We start from the raw sequence: 18062 nt of genomic DNA on the forward strand, positions 1-18062 counted from the left end.
CGGAAACCGACCAGTAGAGGCCGGGCCGATAAAAAGTTGCGAACTTCTGTCAACCCGTCTGACTCGTGACGTCAGCGAAGCGCTTCGCGACGTCGTCCCAGTTCACCAGGCCCCAGAGCTTCTCCACGTAGTCGGGGCGCACGTTGCGGTACTGAAGGTAGTAGGCGTGCTCCCAGGCGTCGAAGACCAGCAGCGGCGTGGTGTTCATGCCGACGTTGCCGTGGTGGTCGTAGACCTGCTCCACCACCAGGCGCCCGCCGAGCGGCTCGTAGGCCAGCACGCCCCACCCTGAGCCCTGCACGCCGCTGGTGGCGGCGCTCAGCTGCTTCTGGAAGGCCTCGAAGGTGCCGAAGTGCTCGTCGATCGCGTCGCGGAGCGCGCCGTCGGGGCGGTCGCCGCCGTCCGGGGACAGGTTCTCCCAGAAGATCGAGTGGAGCACGTGGCCGGACAGGTGGAAGGCGAAGGTCTTCTCCAGGCCGACGAGGCCGCCGAACTGGCCCTTGTCGCGGGCCTCGGCCAGCTGCTCGAGGGTGTCGTTCGCGCCCTTGACGTAGGCGGCGTGGTGCTTGGCGTGGTGCAGTTCGAGGATCTCGCCGGTGATCGCCGGCTCGAGCGCCGCGTAGTCATAGGGCATGTCGGGCAGGGTGTAGCCACCCATGGTCCACCTCCAAGTGATCAATGCCCTCCGACACTATTGCAAGGAGTTCGCAGCTGCATCAGACCATGGACTTAGGACTTCACCTTGTTGCGAATTCCTCGCAACTACCTCATGATGGCAGTGTCAGATTGATCCTGTGTGCGGCGGGCGGAGGCATCCCGCCCGCCGACGCACACGGGCTTGACTCTTCCGGCCCTTCATCGCGTCAGCGGATTGCAAGCTGGCTGTCAGCGGCTCGACGCACTCTGAATCCATGAACCTATCTGCCACAAAATGCATCGAATCTGTCGGTGCCGATCGTCATCATGAAGGTAGAGAGGTTCAGCGGAACCAGGAAGGCACCCGACGGCGTTGGGATGGGAAAGGGATCATCTCCAGCGCGCAGGGGGCCCGACAGGGCGACGATGCCCACCAAGTGAAGAACCCAGGAGAGTCATCTGAGAGGTGCATGATGTGCAGTCACCGACCCGCTTGCCCCGCCGCCGACGCGGCCGACCGTGAGGCCTCGCACGTGATCGCGGCCCACCCCGACCAGGGCTGGAGCCTGCTGTGCAACGGGGTGGTCCTGTTCGAGGACACCGGTCTGCTGCTGCCCGACGGCTCTGTCGTCGCCCCCCACCGCGGCCTGGTCGCCGCCTGACTCACCGACCCAGGGTGCGGTCGTCCGAGACCGACCACACCTCGGTGAGCCGGCCGCGCGTCACCCGTAGAAGGCGCGCGCCCCGGAGACCGACCACACCTCGGTGATCAGTCCCTCCGACACGGCCAGGACGTCGACCCCGCTCTTGGACACCTCGCCGAACGTCGCCTTGTAGGGACGGGCGACCAGCCCGGTCGCCGCCCCCTCGACCATCCTGAGGTCCACGACCGCTTCACCTTCGGCGAAGAAGCGCAGACCCGGATGGGACTCATGCCACCCGGCCACGATCACGGCCAGGTCGTCGGCATGCCGTACGTCGTCGAAGGCGTCCGTGCCCGCCTGCGCGTAGCGCAGCACGAACTCCGGCGCCATGATCTCCTTGGGGTGCAGCTCCCGGTTCCACATCGCCGTCCACCTGTCGAAAAGGTGGACGCCGGCCTCTCGGACGTTCATGCGAACACCCTAGGGAGCCGCACCGACAATTCAGCGGCGGCCGATGGACAGCACAGGCCCCGTCCTGTCGGTGAAGAAGTCGTCGCCCTTGTCGTCGACGACGATGAAGGCGGGGAAGTCCTCCACCTCGATCTTCCACACCGCCTCCATGCCCAGCTCCGGGTACTCCAGGACCTCGACCTTCTTGATGCAGTCCTGGGCCAGGCGCGCGGCGGGTCCGCCGATGGAGCCGAGATAGAAGCCGCCGTACTTCTGGCAGGCCTCGGTGACCTGCTTGGACCGGTTGCCCTTGGCCAGCATGACCATGGATCCGCCCTCGGCCTGGAAGCGCTCGACGTAGGAGTCCATGCGGCCGGCGGTCGTGGGTCCGAAGGAGCCGGACGCGTAGCCTGTGGGGGTCTTCGCGGGGCCCGCGTAGTAGACGGCGTGGTCCTTCAGGTAGGCGGGCATCTCCCCGCCGGCGTCGAGCAGCTCGGCGATCTTGGCGTGCGCGATGTCGCGGGCCACCACCAGCGGACCGGTGAGCGACAGGCGCGTCTTGACCGGGAACCTGGTCAACTCGGCGAGGATGTCGCGCATCGGACGGTTGAGGTCGATCTTCACGACGTCGTCGGACAGGTGCTCGTCGGTCGTCTCGGGCAGGAAACGGGCGGGATCGGTCTCCAGCTTCTCCAGGAAGACGCCCTCGGGCGTGATCTTGGCGAGCGCCTGCCTGTCGGCCGAGCACGAGACGGCGATGGCCACAGGACACGAGGCGCCGTGCCTCGGCAGGCGGATCACGCGGACGTCGTGGCAGAAGTACTTGCCGCCGAACTGGGCGCCGATGCCCAGTTTCTGCGTCAGCTCGAACACCTTCTGCTCCATCTCCACGTCACGGAATCCGTGGCCGGAGGCCGAGCCCTCGGTCGGGATGGAGTCGAGGTAGCGGGCGCTGGCGTACTTGGCGGTCTTTAGCGCGTACTCGGCGCTGGTGCCGCCGATGACCACCGCCAGGTGGTACGGCGGGCACGCCGCGGTGCCGAGCGAGCGGATCTTCTCCTCGAGGAAGGCCAGCATGCGCTTCTCGTTCAGGACCGCCTTGGTCTCCTGGTAGAGGAACGACTTGTTGGCCGAGCCGCCGCCCTTGGCCATGAACAGCAGCTTGTACTCGTCGGGGTGCCCGTGGGGGTCCTCGGCGTACAGCTCGATCTGGGCGGGCAGGTTGTTGCCCGTGTTCTTCTCCTCCCACATGGTGAGCGGAGCCATCTGCGAGTAGCGCAGGTTGAGCTTGGTGTAGGCGTCGTAGACGCCGCGCGAGATCGCCTCGGCGTCGGCGCCGTCGGTCAGCACGTGACGGCCGCGCTTGCCCATGACGATCGCGGTGCCGGTGTCCTGGCACATGGGCAGCACGCCGCCGGCGGAGATGGAGGCGTTCTTGAGCAGGTCGAGCGCGACGAACCTGTCGTTGCCGCTCGACTCGGGGTCGTCGACGATCTTCCGCAGCTGGGCCAGGTGGCTCGCGCGCAGGAAGTGGGAGATGTCGTGGACGGCGGTCTCGGTGAGCAGCCGCAACGCCTCCGGGTCGACCTCCAGGAAGTTGCGTCCCGCAGCCTCGACCTTCCGCACCCCCTCGCTGGTGATCAGCCGATACTCGGTGTCGTCGTCGCCAAGCGGAAGCAGGTCGGTGTAGTCGAACTCGGGCATGTCCCTCGATCCTTTCGGTCCTCCTAGAGGGTACGGCTTGACGAACGCCAGGCAGAACCGCAGGTCGAACCGAGCGATTTTTCCGATTCATGGGGTTATGGAGGTGTCCCTGTGGGGTCGTTCGGACGAACCCTTAGAGAGGAGGACGTCATGGAACTGCCCATCTTTTTCGTGCTCGGATTCGCGCTCCTCGTCGTGGGGTTGCTCGGCCTCGCGGTCGTCGCCATCGTGCTGACGGGCATCAAGAGCGGCCAGTGGCCGGTGCAGGAACACCAGCCGCATCGCCGGATCTGGCACCGCTGAGCCCGACGACGATACCCGCGATGACCAGCGCCGCCCCCGTAAGGTCGGCCGCGCTCGGCACCGCGATGCCGAGCGCGAGCCCCGTGACGATGGCACCGACCGGGATCAGCCCCGCGAACAGGCCCGCCGTGCCGGGGCCGAGCTTGGGCAACGAGGAGTACCACAGGAAGAAGGCGATCGTCGTCACGACCACCGCGAGGTAGGCGAAGCCGAGCCCCTCGGCCAGGGTGGGGACGCGCAGCATGGCCGAGCCCTCCACCGACAGCCCGATCACGGCCAGCAGGGGCACCGCCATCGCCGTCGAGTAGGCGGAGACGCGCATCGCGCCGAGCTTGGGCAGGAGGGGGATGGCCAGCATGGAGAAGCTGACCTCCCCCACGAGCGCGCCCAGGGACCACAGCAGCCCCGGCAGGTCGCCGCTGCCGAGGCCCGCGGCGAGGATGGCGCCCGCGACGACGACTCCCGCCCCCACCAGCAGTCTCGGGGCGGGCCGCCCGCTCATCAGGGCCAGAACGAGGGGTACGGTGCCCAGCACCGTGCCGGGAAGGGCGGGGCCCGCGTGCCTGGTGGCCTCGATGACGCACACGTTGAAGATGACCAGGCCGAGCACCGAGAGCCCGGCGAGCAGCAGCGTCTCCCTGGCGGTGAGCCGGACGAAGCGGAGCCCCGCCATGCGCGTGACGAGGAGCAGGATGACCGCCGCGGCCAGGTACCGGACGGCCTGCCCGCCGTACACGGGATAGTCCTGGATCACCCCCGACACCCCCGCGAGGGTGCCGACAAGGAACATGGCGGAGGCCGCCCCGATGACGCCGTTTCTCATGTACGGCATGCTAGGAATCGAATGGTTCGCCCAGACAGTCCAATGATGTGGCGAAAGAGGGGACCAATTGGCCGACCTCCATATCCCGATAAATCGTGATCGAGGGGCGATCGCCGGGCAGATCGCGGGTCACCTGCGCGAGTCGATCAGGCAGGGCAGGCTCGAGCCGGGCACCAGGCTGCCGGCCAGCAGGGACCTGGCGGGCGATCTCAGCGTCTCCAGGGGCGTGGTCGTCGAGGCCTACGAGCAACTGGTCGCCGAGGGCTTCCTGCTGGCCAAGGTCGGCGCCGGCACCGTGGTCGCGCCGATGGCGCGCAGGGAGCCCGAGCCGGTCCCAGCGCGCGAGTGCGCGCCCTACTACGGGCACCGGCCCACCTCGCCCGACCTGAGCGGCTTCCCCCGCGAACGCTGGCTGGCGGCGCTCAAGCACGTGCTGACCACCGTGCCGAGCGACGCCTTCGACTACTGCGACCCCGGCGGGGTCATCGAGCTGCGCGAGGAACTGGCGAGCTATCTCAAGCGGGTCCGCGCCGCCGACGTCAGCCCCGACAACCTGGTGATCGTCGGCGGGGTCGCCCAGGGGCTGAGCCTGATCCTGCACGTGCTGCGGAGTCCCAGGCTCGGCGTCGAGGATCCGACGAGCCACCGCCAGGTCCCGCTGCTGAGGAGGACGGGCGCGGAGCTGGTGCCGATCCCCGTCGACGAGGAGGGGCTCGACGTCGGCGCCCTGGACGGGGTCGACACCGTGCTCGTCACGCCCGCACACCAGTATCCGACGGGCGTCGTGCTGTCGCCCGCGCGCAGAGCCGCGCTGATGGAGTGGGGCGGCCTGGTGCTGGAGGACGACTACGACGCCGAGTTCAGGTTCGACCGCGACCCCGTGGGCTGCCTGCAGGGTCTCGCGCCCGACCGGGTGATCCTGTCGGGAAGCGTCAGCAAGTCCCTGGCTCCGGGGCTCAGGCTGGGCTGGCTCGCGGCCCCGCCCGACCTGGCCGATGCCGTACGGCGGGCCAGGGGCGAGTTCGACCTGGGCTCTCCCGTCATCGAGCAGTACGCCCTGGCCCACTTCCTGCGCTCGGGCGGCTACGACCGCAACCTGCGCAGGATGCGCAGGGAGTACAGGAGGCGCCGCGACGCCCTGGTCAGAGCACTGGCCGAGCACCTGCCCGAGGTGAGCGTCCGCGGCATCGAGGCCGGCCTGCACGCCTACATCGATCTGCCCGAGTCGTGGGACGAGCGGGAGGCGGCGGCAGCGGCCGAGGCCGAGGGGCTGTCCGCGGAACCCGTCGGGCCGATGCGCTTCGCCGAGGGGCCGCCCGCGATCGTCGTCGGGTTCGCCCGCCTGCCCGCCCACCACGCCCCCGACGTGGTCAGACGGCTAAAGGTAAGAATGTCTGGACAAAGAAAGGGATAGAAGGTTAGAAAGGGATCCCCGACTCCTTGGAGGCGTCATGCGTGTCGGTCTGCTTGGTTTAGGCAGGATCGGAGCTTTTCATGCCGAAACCCTGACCGCGCACCCGCTGGTGGACGACCTGATCGTGTGGGATCCGGTGCGCAGCTCCCCCTACGGGAGGGAGGGCGACCCGTTCGAGGCCGACGCGCTGGTCATCGCCACGCCCACGAGCACCCACGCCGACCTGTTGATCAAGGCATGCCGGCTCGGGATTCCGGTGTTCTGCGAGAAACCGGTCGCTCCCACGGTGGAGGAGACGCTGAAGGTGCTCAAGGCGAGCGCCGGCAACAGGGTGCAGATCGGCTTCCAACGCCGCTTCGACCCCGGCTACGTCGCCGCGGCCGAAGCGCTGCGCGCGGGCGAGCTCGGCGACCTGCACAGGGTCCACCTGCTGACCGCCGACCCCGCGCCCCCGCCCGCCGAGTACATCCCGATGTCAGGGGGCATCTACAGGGACTGCCACATCCACGACTTCGACATCCTGCGCTGGGTGACGGGCCGGGAGGTGGCGACCGTCTACGCCACGGGCGCCAACAGAGGCGCGGACTTCTTCAAGGAGGCAGGAGACGTGGACACCAGCGCGGCCCTGCTCACGCTCGACGACGGCACCCTGGTCACCCTCCAGGGCTCCAGGTACAACGGCGCGGGCTACGACGTCCGGATGGAGCTGGCGGGCACCCGCCGCACCCAGGTCGTCGGCCTCGACCCGCGGGCCCCGCTGACCAGCGCGGAGGGTCTGCAGCCGCCCGGGGAGCCGTGGCCCGACTTCGTCACCCGGTTCAGGGCCGCCTACGTGGCGGAGATCGACGGCTTCCTCACCGGTGACACGAGCCCCTGCACCATCGAGGACGCGCTCGCCGCTCTCTACATCGCGGAAGCCGCGGAGAGGTCACGCAGGGAAGGCCGTGTCGTCGCCGTCAAGGAGGTCAGCCGATGAAGATCGCCGGAGCACCGATCTCGTGGGGCGTGTGCGAGGTGCCCGGCTGGGGTCACCAGCTGGACCGTGAGCGGGTGCTCGCCGAGATGCGCTCGCTCGGGCTCACCGCCACCGAGCTCGGCCCCGAGGGCTTCCTGCCGCCCTCGCCCACGCACAGGAGGGCCTTGCTGGAGGAGTACGGCCTGCGGGCCGTCGGCGGGTTCCTGCCCTGCGTGCTGCACGAGCCGGGCCACGACCCGCTGCCGGGGATGCGCGCCCGCATGCGCGACTTCGCCGAGGGCGACGTCGAGGTCATGGTGCTGGCCGCCGACAGCGGTGCCGACGGCTACGACCAGCGGCCCGAACTCGACGCCACGGGGTGGAAGACGCTGCTGGAGAACCTGGACAGGATCACCGCCGAAGGACGCGACTTCGGCCGTAAGGTGACCCTCCATCCGCACGTCGGGACCATGGTCGAGACGCGGGAGGACGTCGAGAGAGTCGTGGACGGCTCGGCCGTGCCGCTGTGCCTGGACACCGGGCACCTGCTGATCGGCGGCACCGACCCCCTGGAGCTGACCAGAAGGGATCCGGGCCGGATCGCGCACGTCCACCTCAAGGACGTCGACACCACGCTGGCGGCGCGGGTCGCCGACGGCGGGCTCACCTACACGGAGGCGGTGACGCTCGGGATCTACCGTCCGCTCGGGCAGGGGGACGTCGACATCGCCGGCATCGTGGCGGCGCTGGACAAGAGCGGCTACGAAGGCTGGTACGTCATGGAACAGGACGTGGTGCTCTCGGACGACGGCGACGACCCGCTGGACGGGGTCCGGCAGAGCATCGCCTACCTGGAAGGCCTCGCATGATCGACGTCCTGACGATGGGACGGGTCGGGGTGGATGTGTATCCCCTTCAGATCGGCGTTTCGCTGCGGGAGGTCGAGACCTTCGGCAAGTACCTGGGCGGCTCGCCGACGAACGTCGCGGTCGCCGCCTCGAGGCTCGGCGAACGCGCCGCGGTGATCACCAGGACGGGCGCCGATCCGTTCGGCGCCTTCGTCCACGACGCGCTGCGCTCCTACGGCGTGGACGACTCGTTCGTGACGGAGGTGGACGGCCTGCCGACGCCCGTGACGTTCTGCGAGATCCGGCCTCCCGAGGATTTCCCGCTGTACTTCTACCGGTTTCCCAAGGCTCCCGACCTGGTGATCCATCCTGAGGAGCTGCCGTTCGACGCGCTCGCCGACGCCAGGCTGTTCTGGGCGACGGTCACAGGGTTGTCGGAGGAGCCCTCGCGGTCCGCTCACTTCGCCGCGTGGGAGGCGCGAGGGCGCAAGAGCCACACGGTGCTCGACCTGGACTACCGGCCGATGTTCTGGAGCTCGGCCCAGGACGCCACGCACCAGGTGCGCAGGGCGCTCGGGCACGTCACCGTGGCCGTGGGCAACGTGGACGAGGTCGAGGTGGCGACCGGGGCGCGGGAGCCGTACAAGGCGGGCCGGATCCTGCTCGAGGCGGGCGTCGAGCTCGCGGTGATCAAGCGTGGGAGCGCGGGCGTGGTCGGCATGACCGCCACCGAGAGCATCGAGGTCCCGCCCGTCGAGGTCGAGGTCGTCAACGGGCTCGGCGCGGGCGACGCCTTCGGCGGCGCCCTCTGCCACGGGCTGCTCGCGGGCTGGCCGCTGGAGCGGACGCTGCGCTTCGCCAACACGGCGGGCGCGATCGTGGCGGGGCGGCTGGCCTGCGCCCCCGCGATGCCCACCGTCGAGGAGGTGCTCGCGCATGGGTGACTACCGGCAGATCCAGGAGATCAGGGCCCGCCATCCCGAGCAGGTCGCGCAGGCGGCCGCGGTCCGCAGGCGCAGGCCGCTGCTCGGCGAGCGTGACCAGCTCATGATCATCGCCGCCGACCATCCCGCGCGCGGCGCGCTCGGCGTCGGCGGCAGGCCGCTGGCCATGGGCAGCCGCGTCGAGCTGCTCGACCGCCTGCGCACCGCGCTCGCAAGACCGGGCGTGGACGGCCTGCTGGCCACCCCCGACATCGTCGAGGACCTGCTGCTGCTCGGCGAGCTCGACGACAAGGTGGTCATCGGTTCGATGAACCGCGGCGGCATCCAGGGCGCGGTGTTCGAGTTCGACGACAGATTCACCGCCTACGACACGGCCTCGATCGTGCGCATGCGGCTCGACGGCGGCAAGATGCTGTGCAGGATCGCCATCGACGAGCCAGGCACCGCGGCCACGCTGTCCGCCTGCTCCCAGGCGGTCAGCGAGCTGGCAGGGGAGGGACTCGTGGCCATGGTCGAGCCGTTCTGGTCGCGGCGCTCGGGTCACGACCTGACCCCCGAGGGCGTCATCAGGGCGATCAACGTCGGCCAGGCGCTCGGCACCACCTCGGCCCGCACCTGGCTGAAGATCCCCGTCGTCGAGGACATGGAGCGCGTCATGCGGGCGACCACGCTGCCGACGCTGCTGCTCGGCGGCGACCCGGGCGACACCCCCGACCTGGCGTACGCGGCGTGGCGCAAGGCTCTGCGGCTGCCCGGCGTGCGCGGGCTCGTGGTCGGCCGCGCCCTGCTCTACCCGCCCGACGACGACGTCGCCGCCGCCGTCGACACCGCAGTCGCGATGCTGGAGGTCTCATGACGTTCATCCCGGCAGGCAGCACCGCTCGCTCGCCGTGGGCACTGGAGATCACCCCGGAGTCGGCCGGATGGACCTACTCGGGGCTGCGCACGCTGAACCTGTCGGGGGAGACCGTCTCCTTCACGACGGGTTCGGAGGAGATGCTGGTGCTGCCGCTGTCCGGTTCGTGCATGGTGGAGGCCGACGGCGTCCGGCTGGCCCTCGAAGGACGGCGCTCCGTCTTCGCCTCCGTCACCGACTTCGCCTACCTGCCCATCAACGCCGAGGTCAGGATCGGCGGCGAGGGCAGGTTCGCGCTGCCGTCCGCGGTCGCCACCCGGCGTTTCCCCGTCCGGTACGGCCCCGCCGAGAAGGTCCCTGTCGAGATCCGGGGCGCGGGACAGGCCTCCCGCCAGGTCAACAACTTCTGCGCCCCCGACGCCTTCGAGTGCGACAAGCTCGTCTCCGTCGAGGTGCTCACGCCCGAGGGCAACTGGTCGTCCTACCCTCCGCACAAGCACGACACCGCCTCCGAGCACGAGGCGGTGCTGGAAGAGATCTACTACTTCGAGGGCGGCCCCGGCTACCAGCGCGTCTACGGCGGGCACGAGGTGATGGCCGAGGTGTCGTCGGGCGACGTGGTGCTGGTGCCGCGCGGCTACCACGGCCCGTCGATGGCGCCGCCCGGTTACGACCTCTACTACCTCAACGTGCTGGCGGGCCCCGCGCAGGAGCGCTCGATGGCCTTCTGCGACGACCCCCGTCATGCCTGGATCCGCGGCACGTGGGAGCAGCAGCAGGTCGATCCCAGGCTGCCGTTCGGGAGGAACAGATGAGACTCACGGTGGCCCAGGCGCTGGTGCGCTTCCTGGCCCAGCAGTACTCCGAGCGTGACGGCGTCGAGCACCGGCTGATCGAGGGCTGTTTCGGGATCTTCGGCCATGGCAACGTGGCGGGGATCGGCCAGGCCCTGGCCACGCAGGACGTCGCGCTGCCGTACTATCTGGCCCGCAACGAGCAGGCGATGGTCCACACGGCCGTCGGGTTCGCCAGGATGCGCGACAGGATGTCGACCTTCGCCTGCACGTCCTCCATCGGCCCCGGCGCGACGAACATGGTCACGGGCGCGGCCCTGGCCACCATCAACCGCATCCCCGTGCTGCTGCTGCCCGGCGACATCTTCGCCACCAGGGCCGCCAACCCGGTACTCCAGGAGCTCGAAGATCCGCGCTCCCTCGACGTCAGCGTGAACGACGCGTTCAGGCCGGTCTCGCGCTACTTCGACCGGATCAACAGGCCCGAGCAGCTTCCCTCCGCGCTCATGCAGGCCATGCGGGTGCTCACCGACCCCGCCGAGACCGGCGCGGTCACCCTCGCACTGCCCCAGGACGTGCAGGCCGAGGCCTACGACTGGCCCGACGAGCTCTTCGAGCGGCGGGTCTGGCACGTGGCGCGCCCCGCGCCTGAGCCTGCCGCGCTGTCCCGTGCGGCCGAGGTGCTGCGCTCCTCCTCGCGCCCGCTCATCGTCGCCGGCGGCGGCGTGATCTACAGCGGCGCGACCGACGCGCTGCGCGCCTTCGCCGCCGGTTACGGCGTGCCCGTGGCCGAGACGCAGGCGGGCAAGGGCGCGATGCCGTGGGACTCGCCGCTGGCCGTCGGCGCCGTCGGGCACACCGGTACGGCGGCCGCCAACGAACTGGCCCGCACGGCCGACCTCGTCATCGGCGTCGGAACCCGGTACACCGACTTCACCACGGCCTCACGGACGCTGTTCGGCGAAGCCCGCTTCCTCAACGTCAACGTGACCTCGTTCGACGCGGCCAAGAACGGCGCGGTCATGCTCGTCGCCGACGCCCGCTCCGCCCTCGAGTCGCTGACCGTGCCCGGCTGGCGGGCCGACCCCGAGTGGACCAGCCGGGCGGGCTCGCTGGCCTCCGCCTGGTGGTCCTCGATCAGCGCGGACGCCTCGCTCACCCAGGAGGCGGTGCTGGAGGAGCTGTGGGAGGCCATGCACCCGACCGACGTCGTGGTGAACGCGGCGGGCTCGATGCCCGGCGACCTCCACAAGTTGTGGAGGCCGCGCGACGTGAAGGGCTACCACGTCGAGTACGGCTACTCCTGCATGGGCTACGAGATCGCGGGCGGGCTCGGCGTCAAGCTCGCGGCGCCATCGCGTGAGGTCTTCGTCCTGGTCGGCGACGGGTCGTACCTGATGATGGCGCAGGAGATCGCCACGGCTGTCCAGGAGGAGGTGAAGCTCGTCATCGTCCTGGTGGACAACCACGGCTTCGCCTCCATCGGCAACCTGTCGGAGTCCGTCGGGGCGAGGCGGCTCGGCACCGCCTATCGCATGCGGGGGCCTTCGGGGCGGCTCGACGGGGCCTACCTGCCGGTCGACCTGGCGGCCAACGCGGCCAGCCTGGGCGCCGACGTGCTCAGGGCCGACGACCGGGAGTCGCTGCGGGCGGCGCTGGTGAAGGCGCGGGAGGCGGCCAGGACGACGGTGGTGTACGTGGAGACCCTCCCCGGGGGGTCGGCGCCTCCGTCGGGGGCGTGGTGGGACGTGCCGGTCGCCGACGAGCCCGGCGAGATCCGTGACCGCTACATGGAGGCCAAACGCCACCAGCGCCCCTACCTGTGACCCGGCCACCGGAAGGGACCCGCGCCGGTCCCTTCCGGTCCTCGTCACCGTCAGGCCGTGGGCTGCGGTTGGGGGCGCGGTTCGAAGCCCCGAGCCAGCACCACGATCACCCCCGCCAGCAGCAGCGGCGCCCCGAACGCCACCCGCATGTCCGTGGAGTCGGCGATGCCGCCCACCAGCGCCGCCCCCACGATGAAGCCGACGTAGTTGAACAGGTTGACCCGGGCGATCGCCACCCCGGTCCCGGCCGGATCCAACCGTCCCGCCGCGGAGAACGACTGCGGCGCCACCACGGCGAGTCCCATCCCCGTGAGCCCGAACGCCACGATCGCCAAGGGCTGGGAGGGCGCGAACACCACTCCGGCGAACCCGAGCGTCGCGATCACGCCGCCGACGCGCACGATCGCCGCCGGGCCGTACCGCCGCACCGTGAGGTCGCCGCCGAGCCGTACGAGGAGGGTGGCCGCCTGGTAGGCCCCGTACGCCAGCGGCGCGACGCTGGCGCTCGCCGACAGGATGTTCTCCATGAAGACGCCGTGGAAGTTGGAGACGGCGGCGTCCCCGACGTACAGGAAGCCCATCGCGAGGCAGAGAGGGATGATCGGCCCCCACCGGACGCGGCCCGACACGGCCTTGGCCTCCGCCGGGACCTTCTCCTCGACGATCGTGCACAGGTGCGGCGCGGCCAGGAGCGAGCCCGCGACGGCGAGGGCCATCGGGATGGCCATCATCACGGGAAGCGTGAGGCCGAGCCCGTTGGCCAGCGACACCCACAGCGCCCCTGCCAGGCTGGTCGCGCTCCAGGCCGCGTGGAAGCCGTTGAGCACCGCCCTGCCGTAGAGCCGCTCGACGGCCACGCCCTGCATGTTCATGCCCGCGTCGACGGCGCCGACCGCCAGCCCGAACAGGACCAGTGCGGCCACCAGCTGCGGGACGTCGGCGGCGAGCCCGGCGGCGACCACGGACACGGCCACCGCGGGCTGTGCCAGCCGCAGCAGCCATTTGCTGCCCTTGCGCGCGGCGAGGGTGCCGGCCATGACGCTGCCCGCCCCTGCCAGCACGGGGACCACGAGCAGGAGTAGGGTGAGGTCGCCTTCGCTGAGACCGTGCTTGTTCTGCAGGGCTGCGACCTGGGTCAGGAGCGTCGCGAAGCTGAGACCCTGCACGGCGAAGACCGCGAACGTGGCCATTCTGGCCGAGCGGTGACGCACGGATACCTCCCTGCTCGGGGGGAAACATGAGGCTGCGTCAGGTTAGTCCCAGGCTCGTCCTCTTCGCTAGATCCCCGTCGATCGGTGGCGCGTTCTCCATACGCTCGAAAGCCAATCGGTCGGTAGGTTTTTGGCCATTTCGTGATCCTGTTAGGGTGTGCGGGTGCGGCGACGGGGATATGCGTCAGGCGAGGCGAGGCGCGAGCGGATCCTCGCCCTCGCTCTCCAGGAGTTCGCGGAGCACGGCTATCGCGGCGCCTCGCTCGCCAGGATCGCCGAGCGCGCCGAGCTCACGCAGGCGGGGCTGCTCCACCACTTCAAGAGCAAGGAACTGCTGCTCGTCGCGGTCCTGGAGTACCGCGACGAGGTCGACGCGCGCCGGTTCGACCTGGAGAAGGCGGGCGGGGTGGCGGCGCTGCGGGCGCTGGCCGACGTGGTCGACTACAACTCCAGGGTTCCCGGGCTGGTCCAGCTCTTCTCGGTGATCAGCGGGGAGGCTGTCACGGCCGACCATCCGGGTCACGCGTGGGCGCGGGCCCGCTATCGGCGGCTACGGCAGGCCCTGGCCGACGCGTTGCGGCGAGCGGCCGGCAACGGCGAGTTCCGCGCCGACCTCGACGCGGAGGCGCACGCGGACCGGGTGATCGCCATGATGGACGGCCTGCAGACGCAGTGGTTGATCGACCCCGAACAGGTGGACATGGCGACGCTCTTCAGAGGTTACGTCGACGACCTGATCGAGAGCCTGAAACCCGCCTGACCCCTACCCGCGGGCCTCGGTGGCGCGCCCCGCCGTGACATCGGCGGTCCTGAGGGGCGCCGGGCCGTTCGACACCGCCCTTGAGGCCGCCCACACTCCCAGTGCGATCAGCGCGCCCACCTCGGTGACCGCCAGTCCCCGCTCGACGAGGCCGAGCGGCATCACCCGCCACCATGCCATGCCGTTGCTGTTGCCGATCGCGATCATCGTCGCGATGCCCGCCACCCACAGCAGCGACGCGCCGCCCAGGAGGAACGCGGCCAGCGCGGCCCGAGGGCGCCTGCGCCAGGTCCGCGCGATCAGCATTGCCGCCACGGGCAGGCACAGGAACGCGACGAAACTGCCCACGCGATGGATGCTGCCGCTCACGCTGGGGCCCACCGACCAGTCGTGCTTCGGGAACCATGCCACCACCAGCAGGCCCAGGCTCCAGCCCGCGAGCGCGACCAGGCCGAGCGCGCCCGCCAGTCGTCTGCGCAGCAGCGACACCCCGATCGCCAGGGACCCCACGGCCAGCAGCGCCACCCCGAGGCCGAAGATCCAGCCCTGGTCGCCGAGTCCGTGCTCGCTGATCGTCCGGCGGAGCGGGTTGATCTCCCCGAGGTAGGCGACGTCCAGCCCGACGATGACGACGGCGCCCGCCGCCACGGCGGCCAGTCCTGCTCGTGCGGGTCCGTGCACGTCCGCTCCTTTCGGGGGTTGTGCCGGTTCCAACGGACGGGGATCGTGATCGATTCCCTCTACTTGAACTCTCAAGAAAGTCTCGCTAAGTTCCATGAGAGTTCAAGTAATTGAGGAGAGATCATGAACATCGGTGGCGACCTTGACGTGACCCGCATCGGGTACGGCGCGATGCGCCTGGCGGACCCGGCCATCTGGCAAGGACCGGCTGACCGCCGGAGCGCCTTGTCGGTGCTCAGGCGCGCGGTCGAGCTGGGCGTGAACTTCGTCGACACCTCCGACGCCTACTCTCTGGGCGCCAACGAGGAGCTGATCGCCGAGGCCCTGCACCCCTATGCCGACGACCTCGTGATCGCCACGAAGGCCGGTGTGACCAGGCCGACCCCCGAGGCGTGGGTACCGCTCGGCAGGCCCGAGTACCTGAAGCAGCAGGCCGAGCTGAGCCTGCGCCGCCTGCGCCTCGACCGGATCGACCTGTTCTACCTCCACCGTGTCGACCCCCAGGTGCCGCTCGCCGACCAGATCGGGGCGCTGGCCGAGCTCCGGCAGGAGGGCAAGATCCGGCACATCGGCCTGTCGGAGGTGAGCGTCGGCCAGCTCGCCGAGGCCACCGCGATCGCGCCCATCGCGGCCGTGCAGAACATGTACAACCTGGCCACCCGCGAGCACGAGGACGTGGTCGACTACGCGGAGAAGGAGGGCATCGCGTTCGTGCCGTTCTTCCCGATCGCCACCGGCGACCACGCCCGCCCCGACAGCCCGCTGGCCGCGATCGCCTCCGCGGCGGGCGCCACTCCGGCGCAGGTGGCGCTGGCCTGGCTGCTGCGCCGGTCCTCCACGATGGTCCCGATCCCCGGGACGTCGTCGGTCGCGCACATGGAGGAGAACGTCGGGGCCCTGCGGGTGACCCTGACCGACGCCCAGTACGACGAGCTCTCCACCCTCACCTGACCCCCACCCTCGAATGCGGTCCCACTCCGGGGGCGGGGGCTTCGGGCGGGCGGGTCTTCAGGACAGGGCGCGGTTGACGAGGGTGTCACTCAGCTCGCGCAGGCGGCGCCTGGCTTCGCGGTCGTACGCCTGCGCGTGCGCCCTGCTCTCCCTGACCCCGTCGAAGTAACGCCCCGTCTCCCCGGCCGACTCGTCGATCAGCCGCATGGTCGCGTCGGCGCCCTCCGCGACGTCGCTCAGCACGGGCGCCCCCGCCTCGCGCACCATCGCGGTGTCCATGTACGTCGCGGGGTGGAGGGCGTTGACCGTCACCCGGTCGGCCGCCAGCCGCTCGGCCAGGTCGAACGTGAACGCGATCTGCGCCAGCTTGCTCTGGCTGTAGGCGCGCTGCCTGCCGTACCCGCTGGTGATCATGGGGTCGTCGAAGTCGATGGGCTCCTTGCCGAGGTCGCCCCCGTGATGAGGATGGTGCGCATCAGGCCTTCAGCCCCCTTCCGCCGTCGACGATGAGAACGCTACCCGTCACGAAGGAGTTGCCCACCACGTAGGCGATCCCCGAGGCGTCAGTCGATCAGGCGGGCACGCATCTTCCAGACCGCCAGCGCCCACACGAGTACGGCATAGGCCACGAGCACCGCCGTATGCCCGAGATCGTCGAAGCCCAGCCGGCCGAACACCGCTCCGCGCACCAACTCGACGCAGTGGTAGAGCGGGTTGAGCTGGGCCACCGTCGCCACCCATGAGGGCAGCTGCGTCACGGGGAAGAACGTGCCCGCCACCATGAACATCGGGGTGAGAGCGCCGGTGATGACGTAGTCGAAGGTGTTGATCGACGGCACGATCGCCGACACCCACACCCCGAACAGCGCGAACACCAGCCCGGTCAGGAACCCGATGAACGGCACGAGCAGCATGCCCCAGCTCGGGTCGAGGCCGAAGGCGATGCCGACCAGCATGGGCGCGCAGCCGTACACGCCGGCCTTGACGGCCAGCCACGACGCCTCGGCCGTCACCAGCTCCCTGACATCGACGGGCGCGGCCAGCATCGCGTCGTAGGTGTGCTGGAACGTGCGGCGGATGAAGGTGTTGAACATGCCGCCGAAGGCCCCGATGAACAGCACCGCCGTCGCCACGACGCCGGTCGCGACGAAGTCCCTGTAGTCGTAGCCGTAGAGCGCGCCGACCACGGACCCGAAGCCGTAGCCGAACGCCAGCAGGTAGATGGTCGGCTCGGTCATGGCGGCGAACGAGGTCGAGGCCCAGTAGCGGCGGTAGAGGGCCAGCTCGCGCCGCCAGACGGCCCGCACGGGCGCGAACTCCATCATTCGACCGCCTCTCCCGTCAGTACGACGAAGACGTCCTCCAGGTTCGCGGGGCGCCTGACGTTGGGGACGCCCAGCGCGTCCTCCAGCGATCGGGGCAGCTGGTCGGCCTTCAGCAGGGAGATGGAAGGGCCCGTCCTGCGGGTCGGGACGCCGGCGGCGGCGGCCAGCGCGGCGATCTCGGCCTGGCGCTGCTGCGATGCGTAGTGCTCGGCGACCTCGGCGCCGGCGTGCTCCTTGATCAGCTCCTCGGGTGACCCCCTGGCCACGATGCGGCCGTGGGACATCAGCGCGCAGTCGTCTGCCAGCCGTTCGGCCTCCTCGATGTAGTGGGTGGACATCAGCGTCGTGACGCCCTCCTCGCGCAGCCGTACGACCAGTGACCACAGCTCCTGGCGGACCTGCGGATCCAGGCCCACGGTCGGCTCGTCGAGCAGCACCAGCCTGGGCTGGTGGACCAGGCCGCGGGCGATCAGCAGCCGCCTGCGCATGCCGCCGGACAGGTTGACGGTGCGGGTGGCGGCCCTGTCGGTGAGCTGGGCGATCTTCAGAGCCCTGTCGACGGCGGCACGCCGCTCCTGGCGGGGGACGCGGTAGAGGTGGGCGAACACCTCCAGGTTCTCCCTGGCGGTGAGCTCCTCGTCGAGGTTGTCGAGCTGCGGGACCACGCCCATGAGCGCCCTCGCTCGTTTCGACTCCTCTGGCAGGCGCAGGCCGAGCACCTGGATCTCGCCCTCGTCGGCCAGGGACTGGGCGGTGAGCAGGCGCATCGTGGTGGACTTGCCTGCGCCGTTGGGGCCCAGGAGACCGAGGCAGATGCCCTCGGGGACCTCCAGGTCGAGACCGTCCACGGCGGTCACGTCGGGGTAGCGTTTGGTCACACCGTGCAACACGATCGCGTGCATAGACGCCACGATAGGCAACGCCACCGACAGAATCC

Annotated in this window: 20 protein-coding genes; 11 read left to right on the plus strand and 9 right to left on the minus strand. The window is 70.1% G+C overall.

The genetic code is table 11. The features are described from left to right. Positions 1-49: 49 nt before the first annotated feature. Positions 50-658: a superoxide dismutase gene (locus AC3EO4_RS13595; protein ID WP_379583041.1), complete on the minus strand. Its 609-nt coding sequence runs from the start codon at positions 656-658 to the stop codon at positions 50-52. Positions 659-1109: 451 nt separating this feature from the next. Between AC3EO4_RS13595 and AC3EO4_RS13600 the strand changes: the two genes are divergently transcribed. Then, positions 1110-1298 carry a DUF5999 family protein gene (locus tag AC3EO4_RS13600; RefSeq protein WP_379583042.1) on the plus strand — a complete coding sequence of 63 codons (189 nt, stop codon included), beginning with the start codon at positions 1110-1112 and terminating at the stop codon, positions 1296-1298. Positions 1299-1358: 60 nt separating this feature from the next. Here the strand turns inward: AC3EO4_RS13600 and AC3EO4_RS13605 are convergent, their stop codons facing one another. Both AC3EO4_RS13605 and AC3EO4_RS13610 read right to left on the minus strand, forming a co-directional pair. Then, a complete protein-coding gene (locus AC3EO4_RS13605) occupies positions 1359-1751 on the minus strand; it encodes a hypothetical protein (protein WP_431895730.1) in 393 nt (130 codons plus the stop codon). Between the two features lie 30 nt (positions 1752-1781). Beyond that, positions 1782-3434, minus strand: a complete 1653-nt coding sequence (locus tag AC3EO4_RS13610; protein WP_379583045.1) for a fumarate hydratase — start codon at positions 3432-3434, stop codon at positions 1782-1784. A gap of 150 nt (positions 3435-3584) precedes the next feature. Here AC3EO4_RS13610 and AC3EO4_RS13615 point away from each other — a divergent pair, with 150 nt between their 5' ends. Next, positions 3585-3737: a hypothetical protein gene (locus tag AC3EO4_RS13615; RefSeq protein ID WP_379583047.1), complete on the plus strand. Its 153-nt coding sequence runs from the start codon at positions 3585-3587 to the stop codon at positions 3735-3737. Here the strand turns inward: AC3EO4_RS13615 and AC3EO4_RS13620 are convergent. Further along, a complete protein-coding gene (locus tag AC3EO4_RS13620) occupies positions 3676-4560 on the minus strand; it encodes a DMT family transporter (RefSeq protein WP_431895733.1) in 885 nt (294 codons plus the stop codon). The genes AC3EO4_RS13615 and AC3EO4_RS13620 overlap by 62 nt on opposite strands. Positions 4561-4627: 67 nt before the next feature. Here AC3EO4_RS13620 and pdxR point away from each other — a divergent pair, with 67 nt between their 5' ends. The 7 genes from pdxR to iolD are packed head-to-tail and all read left to right on the plus strand — an operon-like array spanning position 4628 to position 12197. Continuing rightward, complete coding sequence (gene pdxR, locus AC3EO4_RS13625) at positions 4628-5974, plus strand: MocR-like pyridoxine biosynthesis transcription factor PdxR (protein WP_379583051.1); 1347 nt, start codon at positions 4628-4630, stop codon at positions 5972-5974. 37 nt (positions 5975-6011) lie between these two features. Further along, positions 6012-6950 (plus strand): Gfo/Idh/MocA family protein, encoded by a 939-nt coding sequence (locus AC3EO4_RS13630; RefSeq protein WP_379583053.1) that lies wholly within the window; start codon positions 6012-6014, stop codon positions 6948-6950. Continuing rightward, a complete protein-coding gene (locus tag AC3EO4_RS13635; protein WP_379583055.1) occupies positions 6947-7798 on the plus strand; it encodes a TIM barrel protein in 852 nt (283 codons plus the stop codon). Before AC3EO4_RS13630 ends, AC3EO4_RS13635 begins: the two co-directional genes overlap by 4 nt. Further along, entirely contained in the window at positions 7795-8721 is a 927-nt protein-coding gene (gene iolC / locus AC3EO4_RS13640; RefSeq protein ID WP_431895735.1) for a 5-dehydro-2-deoxygluconokinase, read from the plus strand. Before AC3EO4_RS13635 ends, iolC begins: the two co-directional genes overlap by 4 nt. Beyond that, a complete protein-coding gene (locus AC3EO4_RS13645; RefSeq protein ID WP_379583059.1) occupies positions 8714-9577 on the plus strand; it encodes a Cgl0159 family (beta/alpha)8-fold protein in 864 nt (287 codons plus the stop codon). Before iolC ends, AC3EO4_RS13645 begins: the two co-directional genes overlap by 8 nt. Next, positions 9574-10392, plus strand: coding sequence for a 5-deoxy-glucuronate isomerase (gene iolB / locus AC3EO4_RS13650; protein WP_379583061.1), 819 nt, complete (start codon positions 9574-9576; stop codon positions 10390-10392). Before AC3EO4_RS13645 ends, iolB begins: the two co-directional genes overlap by 4 nt. Next, a complete protein-coding gene (gene iolD, locus AC3EO4_RS13655) occupies positions 10389-12197 on the plus strand; it encodes a 3D-(3,5/4)-trihydroxycyclohexane-1,2-dione acylhydrolase (decyclizing) (protein WP_431895738.1) in 1809 nt (602 codons plus the stop codon). The genes iolB and iolD overlap by 4 nt, the downstream gene beginning before the upstream one ends. A 50-nt stretch (positions 12198-12247) precedes the next feature. Here the strand turns inward: iolD and AC3EO4_RS13660 are convergent, their stop codons facing one another. Further along, complete coding sequence (locus AC3EO4_RS13660) at positions 12248-13408, minus strand: MFS transporter (protein WP_431895740.1); 1161 nt, start codon at positions 13406-13408, stop codon at positions 12248-12250. Between the two features lie 163 nt (positions 13409-13571). Here AC3EO4_RS13660 and AC3EO4_RS13665 point away from each other — a divergent pair, with 163 nt between their 5' ends. Beyond that, positions 13572-14168 (plus strand): TetR/AcrR family transcriptional regulator, encoded by a 597-nt coding sequence (locus tag AC3EO4_RS13665; protein ID WP_431895742.1) that lies wholly within the window; start codon positions 13572-13574, stop codon positions 14166-14168. Positions 14169-14171: 3 nt separating this feature from the next. Here AC3EO4_RS13665 and AC3EO4_RS13670 read toward each other — a convergent pair whose 3' ends face one another. Next, on the minus strand, positions 14172-14849 hold the full coding sequence (locus AC3EO4_RS13670) for a DUF998 domain-containing protein (protein WP_379583069.1): 678 nt from the start codon (positions 14847-14849) through the stop codon (positions 14172-14174). A 123-nt stretch (positions 14850-14972) separates the two neighbouring features. On the opposite strand from AC3EO4_RS13670, the gene AC3EO4_RS13675 reads away from it, so the two are divergent. Next, complete coding sequence (locus tag AC3EO4_RS13675; RefSeq protein WP_431895745.1) at positions 14973-15800, plus strand: aldo/keto reductase; 828 nt, start codon at positions 14973-14975, stop codon at positions 15798-15800. 57 nt (positions 15801-15857) lie between these two features. On the opposite strand, the gene AC3EO4_RS13680 is transcribed toward AC3EO4_RS13675, so the two are convergent. The 3 genes from AC3EO4_RS13680 to AC3EO4_RS13690 form a co-directional block, all read right to left on the minus strand. After that, entirely contained in the window at positions 15858-16214 is a 357-nt protein-coding gene (locus AC3EO4_RS13680) for an SDR family NAD(P)-dependent oxidoreductase (protein ID WP_431895747.1), read from the minus strand. A 149-nt stretch (positions 16215-16363) separates the two neighbouring features. Further along, the gene (locus AC3EO4_RS13685) at positions 16364-17125 is read right to left on the minus strand and encodes an ABC transporter permease (protein WP_379583074.1); all 762 of its coding nucleotides are present in this window, start codon (positions 17123-17125) and stop codon (positions 16364-16366) included. Further along, positions 17122-18027, minus strand: a complete 906-nt coding sequence (locus AC3EO4_RS13690) for an ABC transporter ATP-binding protein (RefSeq protein WP_379583076.1) — start codon at positions 18025-18027, stop codon at positions 17122-17124. The genes AC3EO4_RS13685 and AC3EO4_RS13690 overlap by 4 nt, the downstream gene beginning before the upstream one ends. Positions 18028-18062 lie beyond the last annotated feature (35 nt).

This window comes from Nonomuraea sp. bgisy101, assembly GCF_057708945.1.